The sequence below is a fragment of the Spirillospora sp. NPDC048823 genome (genome assembly GCF_043198445.1).
In the GTDB taxonomy this organism is placed as follows: Bacteria; Actinomycetota; Actinomycetes; order Streptosporangiales; family Streptosporangiaceae; genus Spirillospora.
In genome coordinates, this window is record NZ_JBICUT010000015.1 from 1 (window position 1) to 13,944 (window position 13,944).

The 13,944-nt window shown below is 69.6% G+C and carries 18 protein-coding genes and 1 tRNA gene; 8 read left to right on the forward strand and 11 right to left on the reverse strand.

Annotated elements, in window-relative coordinates:
* A partial coding sequence (locus ACGFK0_RS28555; protein WP_392910238.1) for a transposase occupies window positions 1-382 on the forward strand: 382 nt, incomplete at its 5' end.
* A 118-nt stretch (window positions 383-500) separates the two neighbouring features.
* Window positions 501-878: a hypothetical protein gene (locus tag ACGFK0_RS28560; protein WP_392910240.1), complete on the forward strand. Its 378-nt coding sequence runs from the start codon at window positions 501-503 to the stop codon at window positions 876-878.
* A gap of 222 nt (window positions 879-1,100) precedes the next feature.
* Here the strand turns inward: ACGFK0_RS28560 and ACGFK0_RS28565 are convergent, their stop codons facing one another.
* The gene (locus ACGFK0_RS28565; protein WP_392910242.1) at window positions 1,101-2,465 is read right to left on the reverse strand and encodes a DUF222 domain-containing protein; all 1,365 of its coding nucleotides are present in this window, start codon (window positions 2,463-2,465) and stop codon (window positions 1,101-1,103) included.
* A 362-nt stretch (window positions 2,466-2,827) separates the two neighbouring features.
* Here ACGFK0_RS28565 and ACGFK0_RS28570 point away from each other — a divergent pair, with 362 nt between their 5' ends.
* Together ACGFK0_RS28570 and ACGFK0_RS28575 are read left to right on the forward strand one after the other, a co-directional pair.
* Entirely contained in the window at window positions 2,828-3,772 is a 945-nt protein-coding gene (locus ACGFK0_RS28570; RefSeq protein WP_392910244.1) for an NAD-dependent epimerase/dehydratase family protein, read from the forward strand.
* 4 nt (window positions 3,773-3,776) lie between these two features.
* Window positions 3,777-4,691: an RNA polymerase sigma-70 factor gene (locus ACGFK0_RS28575; RefSeq protein WP_392910246.1), complete on the forward strand. Its 915-nt coding sequence runs from the start codon at window positions 3,777-3,779 to the stop codon at window positions 4,689-4,691.
* A gap of 17 nt (window positions 4,692-4,708) precedes the next feature.
* Here the strand turns inward: ACGFK0_RS28575 and ACGFK0_RS28580 are convergent.
* A tRNA-Met gene (locus ACGFK0_RS28580) sits at window positions 4,709-4,780 on the reverse strand.
* Between the two features lie 245 nt (window positions 4,781-5,025).
* Between ACGFK0_RS28580 and ACGFK0_RS28585 the strand changes: the two genes are divergently transcribed.
* From ACGFK0_RS28585 to ACGFK0_RS28595, 3 genes are all read left to right on the forward strand, one after another.
* The gene (locus ACGFK0_RS28585; RefSeq protein WP_392910248.1) at window positions 5,026-5,856 is read left to right on the forward strand and encodes an alpha/beta hydrolase; all 831 of its coding nucleotides are present in this window, start codon (window positions 5,026-5,028) and stop codon (window positions 5,854-5,856) included.
* Window positions 5,857-5,919: 63 nt separating this feature from the next.
* Window positions 5,920-7,107, forward strand: coding sequence for a hypothetical protein (locus tag ACGFK0_RS28590; RefSeq protein WP_392910250.1), 1,188 nt, complete (start codon window positions 5,920-5,922; stop codon window positions 7,105-7,107).
* A gap of 126 nt (window positions 7,108-7,233) precedes the next feature.
* The gene (locus ACGFK0_RS28595; RefSeq protein WP_392910252.1) at window positions 7,234-7,497 is read left to right on the forward strand and encodes a hypothetical protein; all 264 of its coding nucleotides are present in this window, start codon (window positions 7,234-7,236) and stop codon (window positions 7,495-7,497) included.
* A gap of 84 nt (window positions 7,498-7,581) precedes the next feature.
* Here ACGFK0_RS28595 and ACGFK0_RS28600 read toward each other — a convergent pair whose 3' ends face one another.
* Entirely contained in the window at window positions 7,582-8,061 is a 480-nt protein-coding gene (locus ACGFK0_RS28600) for a hypothetical protein (protein ID WP_392910254.1), read from the reverse strand.
* Between the two features lie 401 nt (window positions 8,062-8,462).
* Between ACGFK0_RS28600 and ACGFK0_RS28605 the strand changes: the two genes are divergently transcribed.
* A complete protein-coding gene (locus ACGFK0_RS28605) occupies window positions 8,463-9,119 on the forward strand; it encodes a hypothetical protein (RefSeq protein ID WP_392910256.1) in 657 nt (218 codons plus the stop codon).
* A 25-nt stretch (window positions 9,120-9,144) separates the two neighbouring features.
* Here the strand turns inward: ACGFK0_RS28605 and hypE are convergent, their stop codons facing one another.
* The 8 genes from hypE to ACGFK0_RS28645 are packed head-to-tail and all read right to left on the reverse strand — an operon-like array spanning window position 9,145 to window position 13,927.
* Entirely contained in the window at window positions 9,145-10,209 is a 1,065-nt protein-coding gene (gene hypE, locus ACGFK0_RS28610) for a hydrogenase expression/formation protein HypE (protein WP_392910258.1), read from the reverse strand.
* Window positions 10,206-11,456 carry a hydrogenase formation protein HypD gene (gene hypD, locus ACGFK0_RS28615; RefSeq protein ID WP_392910260.1) on the reverse strand — a complete coding sequence of 417 codons (1,251 nt, stop codon included), beginning with the start codon at window positions 11,454-11,456 and terminating at the stop codon, window positions 10,206-10,208. The genes hypE and hypD overlap by 4 nt, the downstream gene beginning before the upstream one ends.
* Window positions 11,456-11,725 (reverse strand): HypC/HybG/HupF family hydrogenase formation chaperone, encoded by a 270-nt coding sequence (locus ACGFK0_RS28620; RefSeq protein ID WP_392910262.1) that lies wholly within the window; start codon window positions 11,723-11,725, stop codon window positions 11,456-11,458. Before ACGFK0_RS28620 ends, hypD begins: the two co-directional genes overlap by 1 nt.
* Window positions 11,725-12,453, reverse strand: coding sequence for an SIS domain-containing protein (locus tag ACGFK0_RS28625; protein WP_392910264.1), 729 nt, complete (start codon window positions 12,451-12,453; stop codon window positions 11,725-11,727). The genes ACGFK0_RS28620 and ACGFK0_RS28625 overlap by 1 nt, the downstream gene beginning before the upstream one ends.
* Window positions 12,450-12,671: a HypC/HybG/HupF family hydrogenase formation chaperone gene (locus tag ACGFK0_RS28630; RefSeq protein WP_392910266.1), complete on the reverse strand. Its 222-nt coding sequence runs from the start codon at window positions 12,669-12,671 to the stop codon at window positions 12,450-12,452. Before ACGFK0_RS28630 ends, ACGFK0_RS28625 begins: the two co-directional genes overlap by 4 nt.
* Window positions 12,668-13,264: an SIS domain-containing protein gene (locus ACGFK0_RS28635; protein WP_392910268.1), complete on the reverse strand. Its 597-nt coding sequence runs from the start codon at window positions 13,262-13,264 to the stop codon at window positions 12,668-12,670. Before ACGFK0_RS28635 ends, ACGFK0_RS28630 begins: the two co-directional genes overlap by 4 nt.
* Window positions 13,261-13,785: a DUF892 family protein gene (locus tag ACGFK0_RS28640; RefSeq protein ID WP_392910270.1), complete on the reverse strand. Its 525-nt coding sequence runs from the start codon at window positions 13,783-13,785 to the stop codon at window positions 13,261-13,263. The genes ACGFK0_RS28635 and ACGFK0_RS28640 overlap by 4 nt, the downstream gene beginning before the upstream one ends.
* A gap of 10 nt (window positions 13,786-13,795) precedes the next feature.
* Window positions 13,796-13,927, reverse strand: coding sequence for a hypothetical protein (locus ACGFK0_RS28645; protein WP_392910272.1), 132 nt, complete (start codon window positions 13,925-13,927; stop codon window positions 13,796-13,798).
* Window positions 13,928-13,944 lie beyond the last annotated feature (17 nt).

The following is a 13,944-nucleotide window of genomic DNA, read 5'->3' on the forward strand; positions in this document are numbered from 1 at the left end:
ACTGGTCGGGCTGAAGGGATATGTCACCAACATCCCCGCCACCTGCATGGACGCGGCCGAGGTGATCGCGTCCTACCACGACCTGTGGCACGTCGAGCAGTCCTTCCGGATGAGCAAGACCGACCTGAGGGCACGGCCAATGTTCCACCACACCCGCGACGCGATCGAAGCCCACCTCACTATCGTCTTCACCGCCCTGGCCGTCAGCCGCGAGGCCCAGAACCGCACCGGGCTCGCGATCCGCAACCTCGTACGCCAGCTACGGCCACTGCGCAGCGCGACCATCGCGGTCAACGGCACCCAGCAGACCTTCCCGCCCGCCGTCACCACCCGCCAACGCAAGATCCTCGACGCCCTGAACACCCCACGCGCCACGCACTAACCAATTGAGCCAACTCAGGAGAAGATCATGACGCCATCGGTGGGCGCGGGCTGCTGCTGATGGCGCAGCTCGTCCACGACTGGGGCGTCCGCCCGCTCAACGAGGAGGGAAAGATCGTATGGGCTCGCTGCGCCCGCTGAACGTCCAGGCGCAACGCCACCTGCTCCGCTGGCGCACCCAACGAGGCCGCACCACCGCGATCCGCTACCTGGACCTGCTCGCCGTGGCCATCGCGTCCAGGGGCTACCGGTGCGTGAAGCTCTACCAGGCCGACGAGTTCCCCACCCGTCCGCCGCTGCTGTGGGTCTTCGCCTTCGGCCCCGACCACCACGTCCGCGTCGCGGTCAGTGTCCGCGCCGTGGCCGGCGGCACCTGGGCCTACCACGAGGCCGGACGCGGCGGACACGGCTACCTCTGCCCCTGCGGCGACACCAAATACGCGGCCGATCAAATCGATGCAGTCCTCAAACACCGCATGTTCCCCACCACCTGGTGAACACCGCCCCCGGCTCGGAAAGAGTTCCGCGATAACTGGGTGGCCGGGGTGAACGAGAGTCCTTTTCAACGTTCGCGACCGATTCTCGCTCAGGCTTTCGGCCATGTCGCGCCGGTCAGTGCCGAGTCGCAGAGTCGTCCATGGATCGCTCGCCCATGCGGGATGGACAGCGGAGTTCCGCTGGGCCGGTTCTGTAATGCGCAAGCACGGGAACTGGCTCTGCTAGGGGCCGGCGGTTTGGCGGCGTCCTCGGGTGGTGGTTCCGGCTCGTGGGGAGCCGTTTCTGTGTCGGTACCGGCGGGCGGGTGAGCGGGGACTGCACGGGACAGCGGGCTGTTCCCAGGGATTGGGGACGTCGGGTGCCGGTAGGGGGCGGCGTCGGTGGTTTCCGTCTTCCGGCGGGATCAGCCGGTAGGTGAATCGGCCGTCCCCGCCTCGGACTATGTGGATCTGGTCGGGGTTGGCCGCCTTGAACCGGTTGTGGAATCCGCAGGTCAGCGCGAGGTTGTCGATGTCGGTGGGTGCGTGGCCCAGGGCCCAGCCGTTGATGTGGTCGACCTCGCACAGCGTCCCGGGTACCTCGCAGGCCTGCACCGCGCACGTCGGGTAGAGCGCCTCGAGTACTCGGCGCTGCCCCGGGGTGGCGAACCGGACGGTGCGGCCGAGGTAGAGCGGGATGTGACCGCTCCCGAGGACGAGCGCTGACACTCCGGCCGCCAGGGCGATGCGGCGGGCCTGTTCCGGTGGGATCGGCGTTCCGTCGGCGAGGCGCGCCGGTGCTCGGCCACCTGCGAGAGTGTCCAGGTCGCAGATGACGGTGACCTTGGTGGCGCGGTGCCCGCCCGACAGGACGTGGGTCAGCGCGGCGGCGGTGCGTTCGGGCAGGTCGCGTGTGTCATCGGGTCCGGCGGGTTTGGCCAGGGGGCCGAGGGTGCCGTCCCAGAGGGCGGCGTCTTCGGCGTTGAGCCAGCCCTTGATGAAGCGACCGCCGTCCAGGGATCGGGTGGAATCGATCCAGGACCGCTCGTACCCGCGCCGGGAGTCGTCATCAGGGGTCTCGGAGTCGTCGCGTTCGGCGATCAGGTCGGTGATCCGGGTGCCGAACGCGGCGACCTTCCCGGCGGAGAACCCCTTCCCGGCCAGGTCGAGCAGGATCTCCTCGGCCGCCGCGCAGTCGGCGTCGTCCAGGCGGGCCACGGCGGTGGCGATGGTGGCGGCGTACCCGTAGGACAACTCCCCGGACGCCAGGCGTTCAGCGGTCTGAGGGAGGCGGTGACGTTCACGGGCCAGCGCGATGCGTTCCTTGGCGCGGGCCTCCCGCATCCCCAGCCGGGTCCGCAGCCAGCTCCGCATCGACGGGTATCCCCACCGGCGCATCTCACCCGAGACGTCTACCCGCCCGATCATCCCGGCCAGGGCACTTTCTTGCAGGTCTGCCGTTCGGGCGAGGGTTTCAGCGTCGTGCATGCAGACAGCCGCCGACTCGGGAGGCTCCCGCCGGGCGAGTTCGGCCGCGATCGCAGCCGCCGCGTCCACCAGCTCACTGGTGGACATCGACGCCACATCGATCACCGACCTCGAACACATGACTCTATGTTATCGAACGGATACCAACGGTTCGGCCGTTTGAAGGTGACAATATTGAGACTTCCTGGATAGCGAATCACTCAGAAGCCGCCGATGGCCTTTCATCTCCATGGACGGGAGACCGGGCCGGCTTTGGCCGGTCGAATGTGCCTGTGCGGGTAAGGGTGGATCGAGCACCTCTTCCGGCATCTGATGTTCTCGACAAAATTGGCGAACCGGTGGAAATCGTCCCAAGGCGGGCGGCCCGCCGATCTCGGCGGCCTGGGCCGCGTGGGCACGTCTTGGTGTGATTTGGGTAACTGCCGTTCATGGAGGACGGGGGTGTCTCGTCTTTGTCGGTGAAGTCTATGAACGGAGACATCATGCGAATCTTCATCGCGGGGGCGTCCGGCGCGATCGGCGGGCACCTCGTCACTCAGCTCGTGGCGCGAGGGCATGAGGTGGTCGGGACGACACGCTCGGCCGCCAAGACGGACGCGTTGCGGGCGCTCGGTGCCGAACCGGTGGTCCTCGACGCCCTCGACCCCGACTCCGTGGCGGACGTGGTGGCCAGGGCCGAGCCCGAGGTGGTCGTCCATCAGCTCACCGCACTGGGCGGACCGGCGGACTTCCGGCACATGAAGCGGATGGCGGCCGCCACCAACCGGCTGCGCGTCGAAGGCACCGACCACCTGCTGGCCGCCGCGCGGGCCGTGGGCGTCCAGAAGTTCGTGGCGCAGAGCAACGCCATGTGGATGGAGCGGACGGGCGGGCCGGTCGCCGACGAGGACGGCCGGATCGAGCCGAACCCGCCCGCGGACGCCGAGGAGGGGGTGGCCGCGCTGCGCCACCTGGAGGAGGCGGTGACCGGCATCGGCTGGGCCGAGGGCATCGCGCTTCGCTACGGTGGCTTCTATGGCCCGGGGACCGGGATGAGCGCCGCGCCGGACGCCGTCATGGGCGTGCAGATCCGCAAGCGGAAGTTCCCGATCGTCGGCGGCGGGCGCGGGGTGTGGTCGCTGGTGCACATCGTCGATGCCGCATCGGCGACGGTCGCGGCCATCGAACGCGGCAAGTCCGGGATCTACCATGTCGCCGATGACGACCCCGCGCCGGTGCACGAGTGGTTGCCGGAGCTGGCCCGCGCCCTCGGCGCCGGACCGCCGCGCCGCGTGCCCGCCGGGCTCGTCCGCCTGCTGGCCGGCAAGGGACCGGTGGACCTGATGACGCGGGCTCGCGGGATCTCCAGCGAGAAGGCCAAACGCGAACTGGAATGGACGCTGCAGTACCCGACCTGGCGTACGGGCTTCATCGAGGGGATGGGATAGCGGGATGTCCTCCGCCGACCTGTACGGCGAACTGTACGGCGAACTGCGCCCGCGGGCCTTCGCCATCGCCTACCGGATGCTCGGCAGCGTCGGCGAGGCCGAGGACGTGGTGCAGGAGGCGTTCCTGCGCATGCACCAGACGCTGGAACGCGACGAGGAGATCTCCTCGCCGCGGGCCTACGTCGCCACGCTGGTCACCCGGCTGGCCATCGACCAGCTCCGCTCGGCGCGGGCCCGGCGGGAACGGTACGTCGGCGAGTGGCTGCCGGAACCGCTGGTCACCGACCCGTCACCGGCCGAGCAGGCCGAGACCGCCGACTCGCTGTCGCTGGCGTTCCTGGTGCTGCTGGAGAGCCTGTCACCGCGGCAGCGGGCCGCGTTCCTGCTGCGGGAGGTGTTCGAGTATCCGTACGGCGAGGTCGCCGAGTTCATCGGCACCGACGTGGACAGCACGCGGCACCTGGTCGCGCGGGCTCGCCGCCACGTCCGGGAGCGCCGCCCGCGCTACCACGCCTCCCGGCGGCAGCGGGACGAGCTGGCCCGGTCATTTCTCGACGCCGCCGGAAAGGGCGACCTGGAAAAGCTGGAGGCGCTGCTGGCGGACGACGTGGCGCTCCACGTCGACGGCGGCGGCAAGGTGCAGGCGATACCGCGGCCTGCCCATGGCCGGGAGCGCGTGGCACGGATCTTGTCGGTCGGGATGTCCGCGCTGGCGCGTCGTGGATTGCGCGTCCAGGTCGCCGCCATCAACGGCCAGCCCGGAATCATGGTGACCGACGCGCAGGAAGGGCTGGTCGGGGCCATGGGCCTCAGCATCGCCGACGGCCGTATCCAGACGATCCACTCCATCGCCAATCCAGACAAGCTGGTCCACGCAGTTCAGGTCGGCGACGCCGACGACCTGTTCGGGCCTCGGTGATTCAGGAATTCCTTTAGTGGCGGGGGCGGGATTCGAACCCGCATCACCAGGCTTATGAGGCCTGCGTGCTCCCGTTGCACCACCCCGCATCGGTACGACCAATGGTAAGAGGGTGGTAAGAGGGGGGCCGGCCCTGTCGCCAATGGTTTTCGGGGCGCCGTCCACCGGGTGGGACGGGGTGGGACGGCGCCCCGTGACCGGTTCCCTGTGCCGGCGCCCAACGCCGGTTGGGCGGAGTTATCGGCAGAATCGCCGGTCGTGCTCCGGGGCTCTTGAAGCGGCCACCTCCTTTTGCGAGATTCCGGGCGATGCCCCTCGCCAAAGGAGGAATGTCGTGAAGAGGCTCGTCCGGAGAGTTCTCCTTCTTCTGTGCGCCCCGCTTCTGCTGACCGGTGTCCTGGCGGCTCCCGCGCACGCCGTCCCCGGCGGCACCGGTCCGTACCCGGCCGACTACGAGACCACCTGGCGGCTCTGGGACCACACCGTCTACCGGCCCGAGAACCTCCCGTCCGGGATCAGGCTGCCGATCGTCGCCTGGGGCAACGGCGCCTGCTCCGCCGACGGCACGATGTTCGAGAACTTCCTCAAGGAGCTGGCCTCGCACGGCTTCCTCGTCATCGCCAACGGCAGGCCCGGCGGGTTCGGCCGCACGGACGCGGACATGCTCACCGAGGCCATCGACTGGGCCATTGAAGAGAACGGCCGCGTCGGCGGCAAGTACCGGGGAAAGATCGACACCGGCAAGGTGGCGGTGATGGGGCAGTCCTGCGGCGGCCTGGAGGCCTACGAGGTCTCCGCCGACCCCCGGGTCACCGCCACCGGCATCTGGAACAGCGGCATGCTCAGTGATTCCGACAACTGGCAGCTCGCCCGGCTGCACGCCCCGATCGGCTACTTCGTCGGCGGCCCCAGCGACATCGCCTACGAGAACGCGATGGACGACTGGGACCGGCTCCCGGCCGGGCTGCCCGCCTTCATGGGCAACCTCGACGTCGGCCACATGGGCACCTACGGCGAGCCGAACGGCGGCGAGTTCGGACGCGTCGGCGCCGCCTGGCTGAAGTGGCAGCTCAAGGGCGACGCAGCCGCCGGGCGGCTCTTCGTCGGCCCGGACTGCGGGCTCTGCGACAGCGAATGGTCCGTGAGACAGAAGAACCTGGGCTGACGGACGCGGGCCGCCTCCGCCGTCACACCCGACGGCGGAGGCGATCCTCCTATGATCGCCTTCATGACCGGCAGAAACCGGGCCTCCGCTCCCCCCAGGCCGATCGCGCCGGGTGACGTCGTGGCCGCCTTCTCGATCGCTCTCGCCGAGTGGACGGCCGCACAGATCATCTGTGTCGACGCCGCCGATGAGGTGGCGGCCGTCCTCGAACTGGACTGGTCCGGTCCCGAACCCTCGTCCGTCGCCGATCTCGGTGACGTCTCACCGCTCAGGCTGACTCACCACTCCTGGAACGGGGTCCTGTCGTACTGCAATTACGAATGGGTCCTCCCGCGCAGCTACAAGGTCATCGGGGCCCTGCCGCCGTTGCACGACGAACCGTCGTGCAGCTACTCCACGGGCTGGCGGCTCGGCGACCAGCTCGCCCGGCAGCGACGCTGGGACGGCGGCGTCCGCGCGGATCCCGCCGACCCGCGAGCCGCGGACCACACCGGCGCCGAGATCAACGATCTGCTCGACGGGCCGGACGAACCGCACCCCGATATCCAGATCCTGGACGTCGAGGGCATCGAGTCGCTCGACTGTGAGCGGCTCGTCCGGCGGTTCCCGAACCTGAGGATTCTGACGTTGGGGGGCGACCTCGGGCTGCTGTCGGCGGCGGCCGCCCTCAACGGCCTGGAGTCGTTGCAGAGGATCGAGATCGTCGACCTGTTCGGGATGGGCCGGGACGACCGCCTGCTCCCCCGGAGCGTCCCCGCGCTGGAGGCGCTGATCCTCCACGGCGTTCCCGCCGAGTACGCCACCGCGATGCGCTCCACCTGGCGCCCGGAGATACCGAACGGCACCTACATCCAGATCAGCGGCGCCCGCAAGCCCGACTGGGTCGCGGAGAACCGGAACAACCCGCTGCGCGACTGGGACGGCCGCGGGCACATCAGCAGCGGCCGGTTCAAGAAGGCCGTCGCGCACTACAAGTCGACGCGGCGGGCGGTCATGGAGGTGCTCTCCAGCGACCCCGGCCCCGACCCCGACCCCGACGGGCCGGCGCGGCTGGTCGAGATCGGGCGGCGGTACGGCGAGGCGTTCAACAGGCTGGACGGCCGCGCACCCTTCATCGAGACCGAGGAGCGCGAGGAACTGTTCGCCGCCCTCGACCGCATCGTGGACGAGGCCGAAGCCGCCCACGGCGCTGACCTGGCCTGGGCACGCGTGAGCCTCGAATCGGGAGTGGAGTCCGTCCGCGACTGGTAGCGGCCCTTTCAGAGGTACGAGACCTCAGAGGTACGAGACCTCAGAGGTACGAGGCCCATCGGGTGAACGCTTCGCCCCATCGGACGGCAATTCCCGGGTGTAAGGCAATCCAGAACGAGGAGGGCCATGACACCCGATCCAGACGATGCGGAGTTGATCGCCCTGTCGCTCGACGGTGACGAGAACGCCTTCGTCGAGGTGGTCCGGCGCCACGAGGCGGCGGTGGGGGCCTGGCCCGCCGGCGGGGAGATCGTGGAAACGCTGATCATCGACGCCGGCACGGGCCAGCCTGTCGCCGTCTCCAGCAAGGCTCCGGACCAGCCGCTCAGGACGATCTACTACCACGCGTCCCGGGTGACGCTCGCCGACATCAAAGCCGGCAGGTTCTGACCCCGTCCCCACCGGAGTGCGGGCCGCCCGTCATCGGGTGGCCCGCACGCCTGCACGGTTCCGGAACAGCCGGCGGTCGAGTGTTCATGTTCGCCGAACAGTGAAGGTGGAGCAGCCGGGGTCGCGGATGTCGCCCTGGAGCAGATCGGGGCTGGCGGTCGAGACCCGCGCGCTCATGGAGACCATCTCGTAGTTGCCCGGCCGGCTGATCCAGCGGTCGCCGCGCAGAGTCAGTGACCGGCCGATGACCGTCCCGCGCAGGGTGAAGGAGCCCGAGCGCGCTTCGGAGTTGCCCGGACCGGGGGAAAAGCGGAAGATGCCGGTGACCCTGCCGCTCGAACTCTGGACGAGCGTGAGGTTCAGTCGCATACCGCCCTGGTTGCAGGTGTAGGTGCCCTGCCAGCTGCCGGTCAGCGAGCTCCGCCGGACCTCCGGCGTCGGCAGGTCCCGCGTCGACAGTTCCGGGGGCGGGATGTCGTCGGTGGACTCCGCGGTCGGGTTGAAGTTCGCTATCGAACAGCCCGAGCCGAGCAGTCCCACCGCGGCGATGGCGGTCGCGACCACGGTGATCCTGGCGCGCCCATGCCTCTGACCGGCACTGAGCTGGCGATTTCTCACGATAGGAACCCTTTGTAGATGATTGATTCGGACACATGTGACGGTGGCCATCCGATTCGGGTTCCATCCGATTCGGGTTCCATCCATTCGGGTTCCATCCATTGCCGGTGACCGTGCCATCTGGCCGGAGGATGCCCGGAACGCGAGAGCCGGCAGAGGCGGGGCAGGTGGCGCCGGAGAGTCGATCGGGTCGACGCAACCCGTCGCACCCGTCGAACCCGTCGATTAGCTGATGCAAATCCTGTTAGCATATGCGAACACGTTCCAGGGTCTCAACCTCTCAACCCTGTGACATGCAGCGTTCTAGAGATTCGCATATGCAATGGCCGTCGAGAGAGAGAACCCCCATGATCCCTTCCCGACTGATCACCCCCGGTGTGCTGAGCCTGGCGCTGGTGGCCCTGGCCGGCTGCTCGGGTTCCGATAAGGACGAGCCCGACGCCAAGGGCGGGCCGGCGAGCTCCACGGCGGCCGCGGGGCAGCCGGGCGGCGGCGGAACGCCCATCGGCGGCGCGAGCACCGGTGTCACGGTCAGCCTTCCGGCCGGATGGAAGCAGGTCGACCCCACACAGGACGCCTCCCCGGTGGTGCAGACGTCCTTCGGGTTGTCCGGCCCCCGCGGTGAGCTCATCAAGAAGCTGAAGGAGGAGCAGAAGAAACTCGGCGTGGTGTGGGGGATCGACTCGTCCGTCACGTCCGCCTACGCGCCGAACGTGGAGGCCGGATGCGACAGGGGCGGCATCATCGGCACCGAGCTGGAGACCCTGAAGGAGAAGGCGCGCAGACTCAACAAGGGCGCCAAGATCACCGATCTCACCGTCAGCGGGAGGCCCGGGTTCAAGATGACCAATACCAGCACCGACTACGACGGGGTCACGACCGACCAGATCGAGGTCACCGTCCCCGTCTCCGGCGAGCGTTACTGCTTCGTCCATCTGGCGGCCGGGAAGGGCGCCATGCCGCCCGCCGCCGAACAGATCCTTTCCTCGATCAGGCTGGCCTGAACGCGACCGGGCGGGCCGCAGCGGGTCAGCAGATGCGGGGCAGCGGGTCGCCCACCAGAAGGTCGGCTATGCGGGTGCCGCCGAAGGCGGTCTTCAGGAGGACGAGGCCGGGCGGGTCCTCGCGCACGCGGCCGATCACGGCGGCGTCCCGGCCCAGAGGGTGGCCCCGCAGGGCGGCCAGAGCGGTCTCCTCCGCCTCGGGCGCGACGACGACCACGGCGCGGCCCTCGCAGGCCACGTACATCGGGTCGATGCCGAGGAGTTCGCAGGCGCCCCGCACGGCGGGACGCACCGGGACGCTGGACTCGTCCACCACCGCGGCCGTGCCGGAGTCCGACGCCAGTTCGTTGAGGACGGTCGCGACGCCGCCGCGGGTGGCGTCGCGCATGCGGCGGACGGCGCCGGGGCAGGCGTCGCGGACGTCGGCGAGCAGGCAGTTCAGCGGCGCGGTGTCGGACGTCAGGTCGGCCTCGATGTCGAGTTCGCCGCGCGCCAGCATGACCGTGACGCCGTGTTCGCCGATCGGGCCGGTGACGAGGACGGCGTCGCCGGGGCGGATGTCCGCCGGCGCCGAACGGGCCAGGCCCACGCCGGCGGTGTTGATGTAGCAGCCGTCGGCCTTTCCGCGCTGGACGACCTTGGTGTCGCCGGTGACGATGTCCACGCCGGCGGCCTCGGCGGCGAGGCGCATCGACTCGGTGATGCGGCGCAGGTCGGAGATCGGGAAGCCCTCTTCGAGGATGAACCCGGCCGAGAGGTGCAACGGGGTGGCGCCGGAGACCGCGAGGTCGTTGACGGTTCCGTTGACGGCCAGGTCGCCGATGTCGCCGCCGGGGAAGAACAGCGGCGAGACGACGTAGGAATCGGTGGTGAAGGCGAGGCGGGTGCCGTTCACGGCGAAGTGCGCCGAGTCGTCCAGCCGGTCGAGGAGCGGGTTGCCGAACGCCTCGCGGAAGACGGTCTCGATCAGGGTGTGGGTCGCCTTGCCGCCGGAGCCGTGCGCGAGCGTGATGGCGTCCTCGCGGAGGCGCGGCCTGGCATTGCGGGCGCGGTCGATGCGTTCGAGGACCTGCTCTTCGCGGATCGTCACGATGTCGCCTCCTTGACGCGGGTCGTGTCCTTGACGCCGGTCGTGTCCTTGACGCCGGTCGTGTCCTTGACGCCGGTCGTGTCCTTGACGCCGGTCGTGTCCTTGACGCGGGGCGCCTCCTCGACGCGGGTGGCCTCCTTGACGCGCTCCCGGGTGAAGCGGCCGAAGTTGTAGTAGGCGGCGCATGCGCCTTCGGACGAGACCATGCAGGTGCCGATGGGCGTCTCCGGTGTGCAGGCAGTCCCGAAGACCTTGCACTCCCACGGTTTCAGGACGCCCTTCAGGACCTCGCCGCACTGGCACGCCTTGGGGTCGGCGACACGGCCGCCCGGGATGTCGAAGACGCGTTCGGCGTCGAAGGCCGCGTACTCGTCCTTCATGCGGAGCGCGGAGTGCGAGATGAAGCCGAGGCCGCGCCATTCGAAATAGGGGCGCAGCTCCATGGTCTGGCCGATGACCTGAAGCGCCTTGGCGTTTCCGTCCCACGGGACGACGCGGCCGTACTGGTTCTCGACCTCGCAGCGGCCCTCGGCGAGCTGGGTCAGCAGCATGTGCACCGACTGGAGGATGTCCAGCGGCTCGAATCCCGCGACGACCAGCGGTTTGCCGTGGTCGCCGGTGATGAACGAGTACGGGCGGCAGCCGATGACGGTGGAGACGTGGCCGGGGCCGATGAATCCGTCGAGCCGCAGGTCCGGCGAGTCGAGGATGGCCTTGATCGCCGGGAGGATCGTCACGTGGTTGTTGAAGACGGAGAAGTTCTCGACGCCCTGCGCCGCCGCGCGCAGCACGGTCATCGCGGTGGACGGGGCGGTGGTCTCGAACCCGATCCCCATGAAGACGACGCGGCGCGACGGGTTCCCCAGGGCGATCTTCAGCGCGTCCAGCGGCGAGTACACCATCCGGATGTCGGCGCCGGCGGCCTTCGCGTCGAAGAACGAGCCGTCGCCGCCGGGTATGCGCATCATGTCGCCGAACGACGTCATGATGACGTCCGGCTGGGACGCGATGTGGATGGCGTCGTCCACCCGGCCCATCGGGATCACGCACACCGGGCAGCCGGGGCCGTGCACGAGCGAGATGTTCTCCGGCAGGTAGTCCTCAAGGCCGTGCTTGTAGATGGTGTGGGTGTGGCCGCCGCACACTTCCATGAACTTGTAGTGCCGGCCGGGCTCGCACAGGGACGTGATCGAGGCGGCGAGCGCCCGCGCCTTGTCCGCGTCCCGGTACTCGTCGACGAAGCGCATCAGTCGATCCTCGATTCCCGCAGTGCGTCGATCTCGTCGTCGTAGGCGTCGCCGATGCCTTCGAGCATCCGCAGCGTGGCCTTCGCCTCCGCCTCGTCGATCTTGGACATGGCGAAGCCGACATGGATGAGGATCCAGTCGCCGGCGGCGAGCCGTTCCCCGTCGAGCAGGCCGATGTTGACGGCCCGCCGGACGCCGGTGACGTCGACCTTCGCCAGCGGACGGTCAGGCATGATCTCCACGATTTCGCCCGGTATCGCCAGGCACATCAGACGGCCTCCTCGGTGGGTTCGCGCTGTGTCGGCTCGTGTTGTGTCGGCTCGTGCTGCGCCGGCTCGCGCTGCGTCAGCTCGTGCTGCGTCAGCTCGTGCTGCGTCAGTTCCCATAGGGCGTGGTAGATGGTCGTCTGCGCCTCCTGGATGCGGTGGACGGAGGACGACGGCACGACGAACAGGTGGTGCAGCCCCGGTTCCTCGGCCATCTGGCCGCCGGTGTAGCCGGCGAGGCCGACCGTGACCATGCCGCGCCGTCCCGCCTCCCGCAGCGCGGCGATCAGGTTGTCGGAGTTCCCGCTGGTGGACAGCGCGAGCGCGATGTCTCCCGGACGTCCGAACGCGGCGAGCTGCCGGGCGAACACCACCTCGAACCCGATGTCGTTGGACAGCGCGGTGACCACGGCGACATCGGTCGTGAGCGCGAGCGCGGGCAGCGGCGTCCCGGAGTCACCCGGGTTGAGGAACAGGGCGGCGACGTCCTGCGCGTCGGTCGAGCTGCCGCCGTTCCCGAACGTGAACAGCCGCCCGCCGGCGCGGAACGCGTCCGCCATCCGGCCGGCGCAGGCCACGAGGTCCTCGCCGTACTCCTCCAGGACGGTCTCGCGCAGCCGGACGATGTCGTTCGCCTTGTCGGCGGTCGAGCGGCGGACGTCGTCCATGAGGGTGTCCAGCCCCGAACCGCCCGCGTACAGGAACGGGTAGAGCTGCTGCATGTCGGTCATGTCACGACCCCGATCGCTTCCTTGGCATGGACGAGGACGGTGTCACCGGGCGCGGCGTCCACCAGTGCCACGCTGACCTCTTCGACGCGCCCGTCCCCGGCGTCGACGTCGGCGAGGCCGCCGTCCCGGATTCGCAGGACCCGGACGGGGACGGCCTCGTCCGAGCACGTCACGCAGTGGTCGCCGGCGCAGTCCCGGCCTCCTGGCGGCGAGGTCAAGAGACCGCCTCCGGCGCGAGCACGTCCGGATGCTCCAGGAACACGTGAACCAGCTCCCAGAGCATGTGGTACGCCGTGACGTGCACTTCCTTGACGATGCGCGGATCGGCGGACGGCACCGTCACCACGTGGTCGGCCGTCCCGGCGAGCGCTCCCCCGTCGCCTCCGGCGAGCGCGACCGTGAGCATCCCGAGGTCCCGGGCGCTTTCCAGCCCGCGCAGGACGTTGCCGCACCGGCCGTCCGGCGAGATCCCGAAGGCCATGTCGTCGGCGCCGCCGAAGCAGCGGAGCTGGTGCGCGAAGATGTCGTCGAACCCGCTGCTCCGGCCGATGCCGGTGAGAGTCGCGACGTCGCCGGTGAGCGACAGCGCCGGCAGCGCCCGCTTCCCCACGATCACCGGGTGGACGAACTCGACCGCCACGTGCTGGGCGTCTGTGGCCGCGCCGCCGTTGCCGAACGTGAACAGCCGGCCGCCGCGGTGGAACCGCGCCGCCATCGCATGGCACGCCGCGGCGATCGCGCCGGCGTCGCCCGCGAGCGCCGCGCCGGGTTCGGCGCGGCGGCGGAAGACCTCCGTGACCGTGACGGTCATCGGTCGTCACCTCCGGGCGGCGGCGGGACGTACTTGACGCCGTGCTGCCTGAGCGACATGTCGACGGCGAGGTCCCAGCGGTCGGACAGTCCGCGCGACATCTCGTAGGCGTCGTCGCACATGGCCCTCGCCACCGCGGCGGTCTCCTCGTCGCCGGCGCGTTCGGCGACGCGCCGCAGCATCTCCCCCGCCGCGATCTGCAGGTGGACGGCGACGTAGGCGTCCCGCATGTGCTTGCCGGCGGTGTCGCGGCGGCTGCGGCCGAGCCCGGCCTCGACCACCGCCGCGAACAGCATCCCGGCGTCCCGGACGAGGGACGGCGCGGAGCGGTGCGCCCTCAGCCGCGCCTCGATCTCCCTGGTGTGCGCGCGCGACCGCTCGGCGTAGTGGCCGAGCGGCCGGCACATGTCGGGTTCGTCCGCCGCCGTGGTCAGCAGTTCGCTCAACGCCGCCTCCACGTGTTCCTGGAGCGCGTGCGCGTCCTTCAGATAGCCGATCAACTGCTTGTCGATCGTCGTCATAGGCGTCCGTTCACATCGTTTTGGCCCTCATGTACCGGCGCATCCCCGGCGTCTCCTTCACGAGCATGACGATCAGGCCCACCGCGAGCAGCGCGACCATCGTGCGGACCACTCCCGGGCCGATATGGATTCCCTTCCGCATTTCTCTCCCTCCTTTGC

What these genes read in the sequence shown, in the direction of transcription:
- ACGFK0_RS28560 (WP_392910240.1), top strand. Translation starts at nt 501, where the DNA reads ATGGGCTCGCTGCGCCCGCTGAACGTCCAGGCGCAACGCCACCTGCTC.
- ACGFK0_RS28565 (WP_392910242.1), bottom strand. Translation starts at nt 2,465, where the DNA reads ATGTGTTCGAGGTCGGTGATCGATGTGGCGTCGATGTCCACCAGTGAG.
- ACGFK0_RS28570 (WP_392910244.1), top strand. Translation starts at nt 2,828, where the DNA reads ATGCGAATCTTCATCGCGGGGGCGTCCGGCGCGATCGGCGGGCACCTC.
- ACGFK0_RS28575 (WP_392910246.1), top strand. Translation starts at nt 3,777, where the DNA reads ATGTCCTCCGCCGACCTGTACGGCGAACTGTACGGCGAACTGCGCCCG.
- ACGFK0_RS28590 (WP_392910250.1), top strand. Translation starts at nt 5,920, where the DNA reads ATGACCGGCAGAAACCGGGCCTCCGCTCCCCCCAGGCCGATCGCGCCG.
- ACGFK0_RS28595 (WP_392910252.1), top strand. Translation starts at nt 7,234, where the DNA reads ATGACACCCGATCCAGACGATGCGGAGTTGATCGCCCTGTCGCTCGAC.
- ACGFK0_RS28605 (WP_392910256.1), top strand. Translation starts at nt 8,463, where the DNA reads ATGATCCCTTCCCGACTGATCACCCCCGGTGTGCTGAGCCTGGCGCTG.
- hypD (WP_392910260.1), bottom strand. Translation starts at nt 11,456, where the DNA reads ATGCGCTTCGTCGACGAGTACCGGGACGCGGACAAGGCGCGGGCGCTC.
- ACGFK0_RS28620 (WP_392910262.1), bottom strand. Translation starts at nt 11,725, where the DNA reads ATGTGCCTGGCGATACCGGGCGAAATCGTGGAGATCATGCCTGACCGT.
- ACGFK0_RS28625 (WP_392910264.1), bottom strand. Translation starts at nt 12,453, where the DNA reads ATGACCGACATGCAGCAGCTCTACCCGTTCCTGTACGCGGGCGGTTCG.
- ACGFK0_RS28635 (WP_392910268.1), bottom strand. Translation starts at nt 13,264, where the DNA reads ATGACCGTCACGGTCACGGAGGTCTTCCGCCGCCGCGCCGAACCCGGC.
- ACGFK0_RS28640 (WP_392910270.1), bottom strand. Translation starts at nt 13,785, where the DNA reads ATGACGACGATCGACAAGCAGTTGATCGGCTATCTGAAGGACGCGCAC.
- ACGFK0_RS28645 (WP_392910272.1), bottom strand. Translation starts at nt 13,927, where the DNA reads ATGCGGAAGGGAATCCATATCGGCCCGGGAGTGGTCCGCACGATGGTC.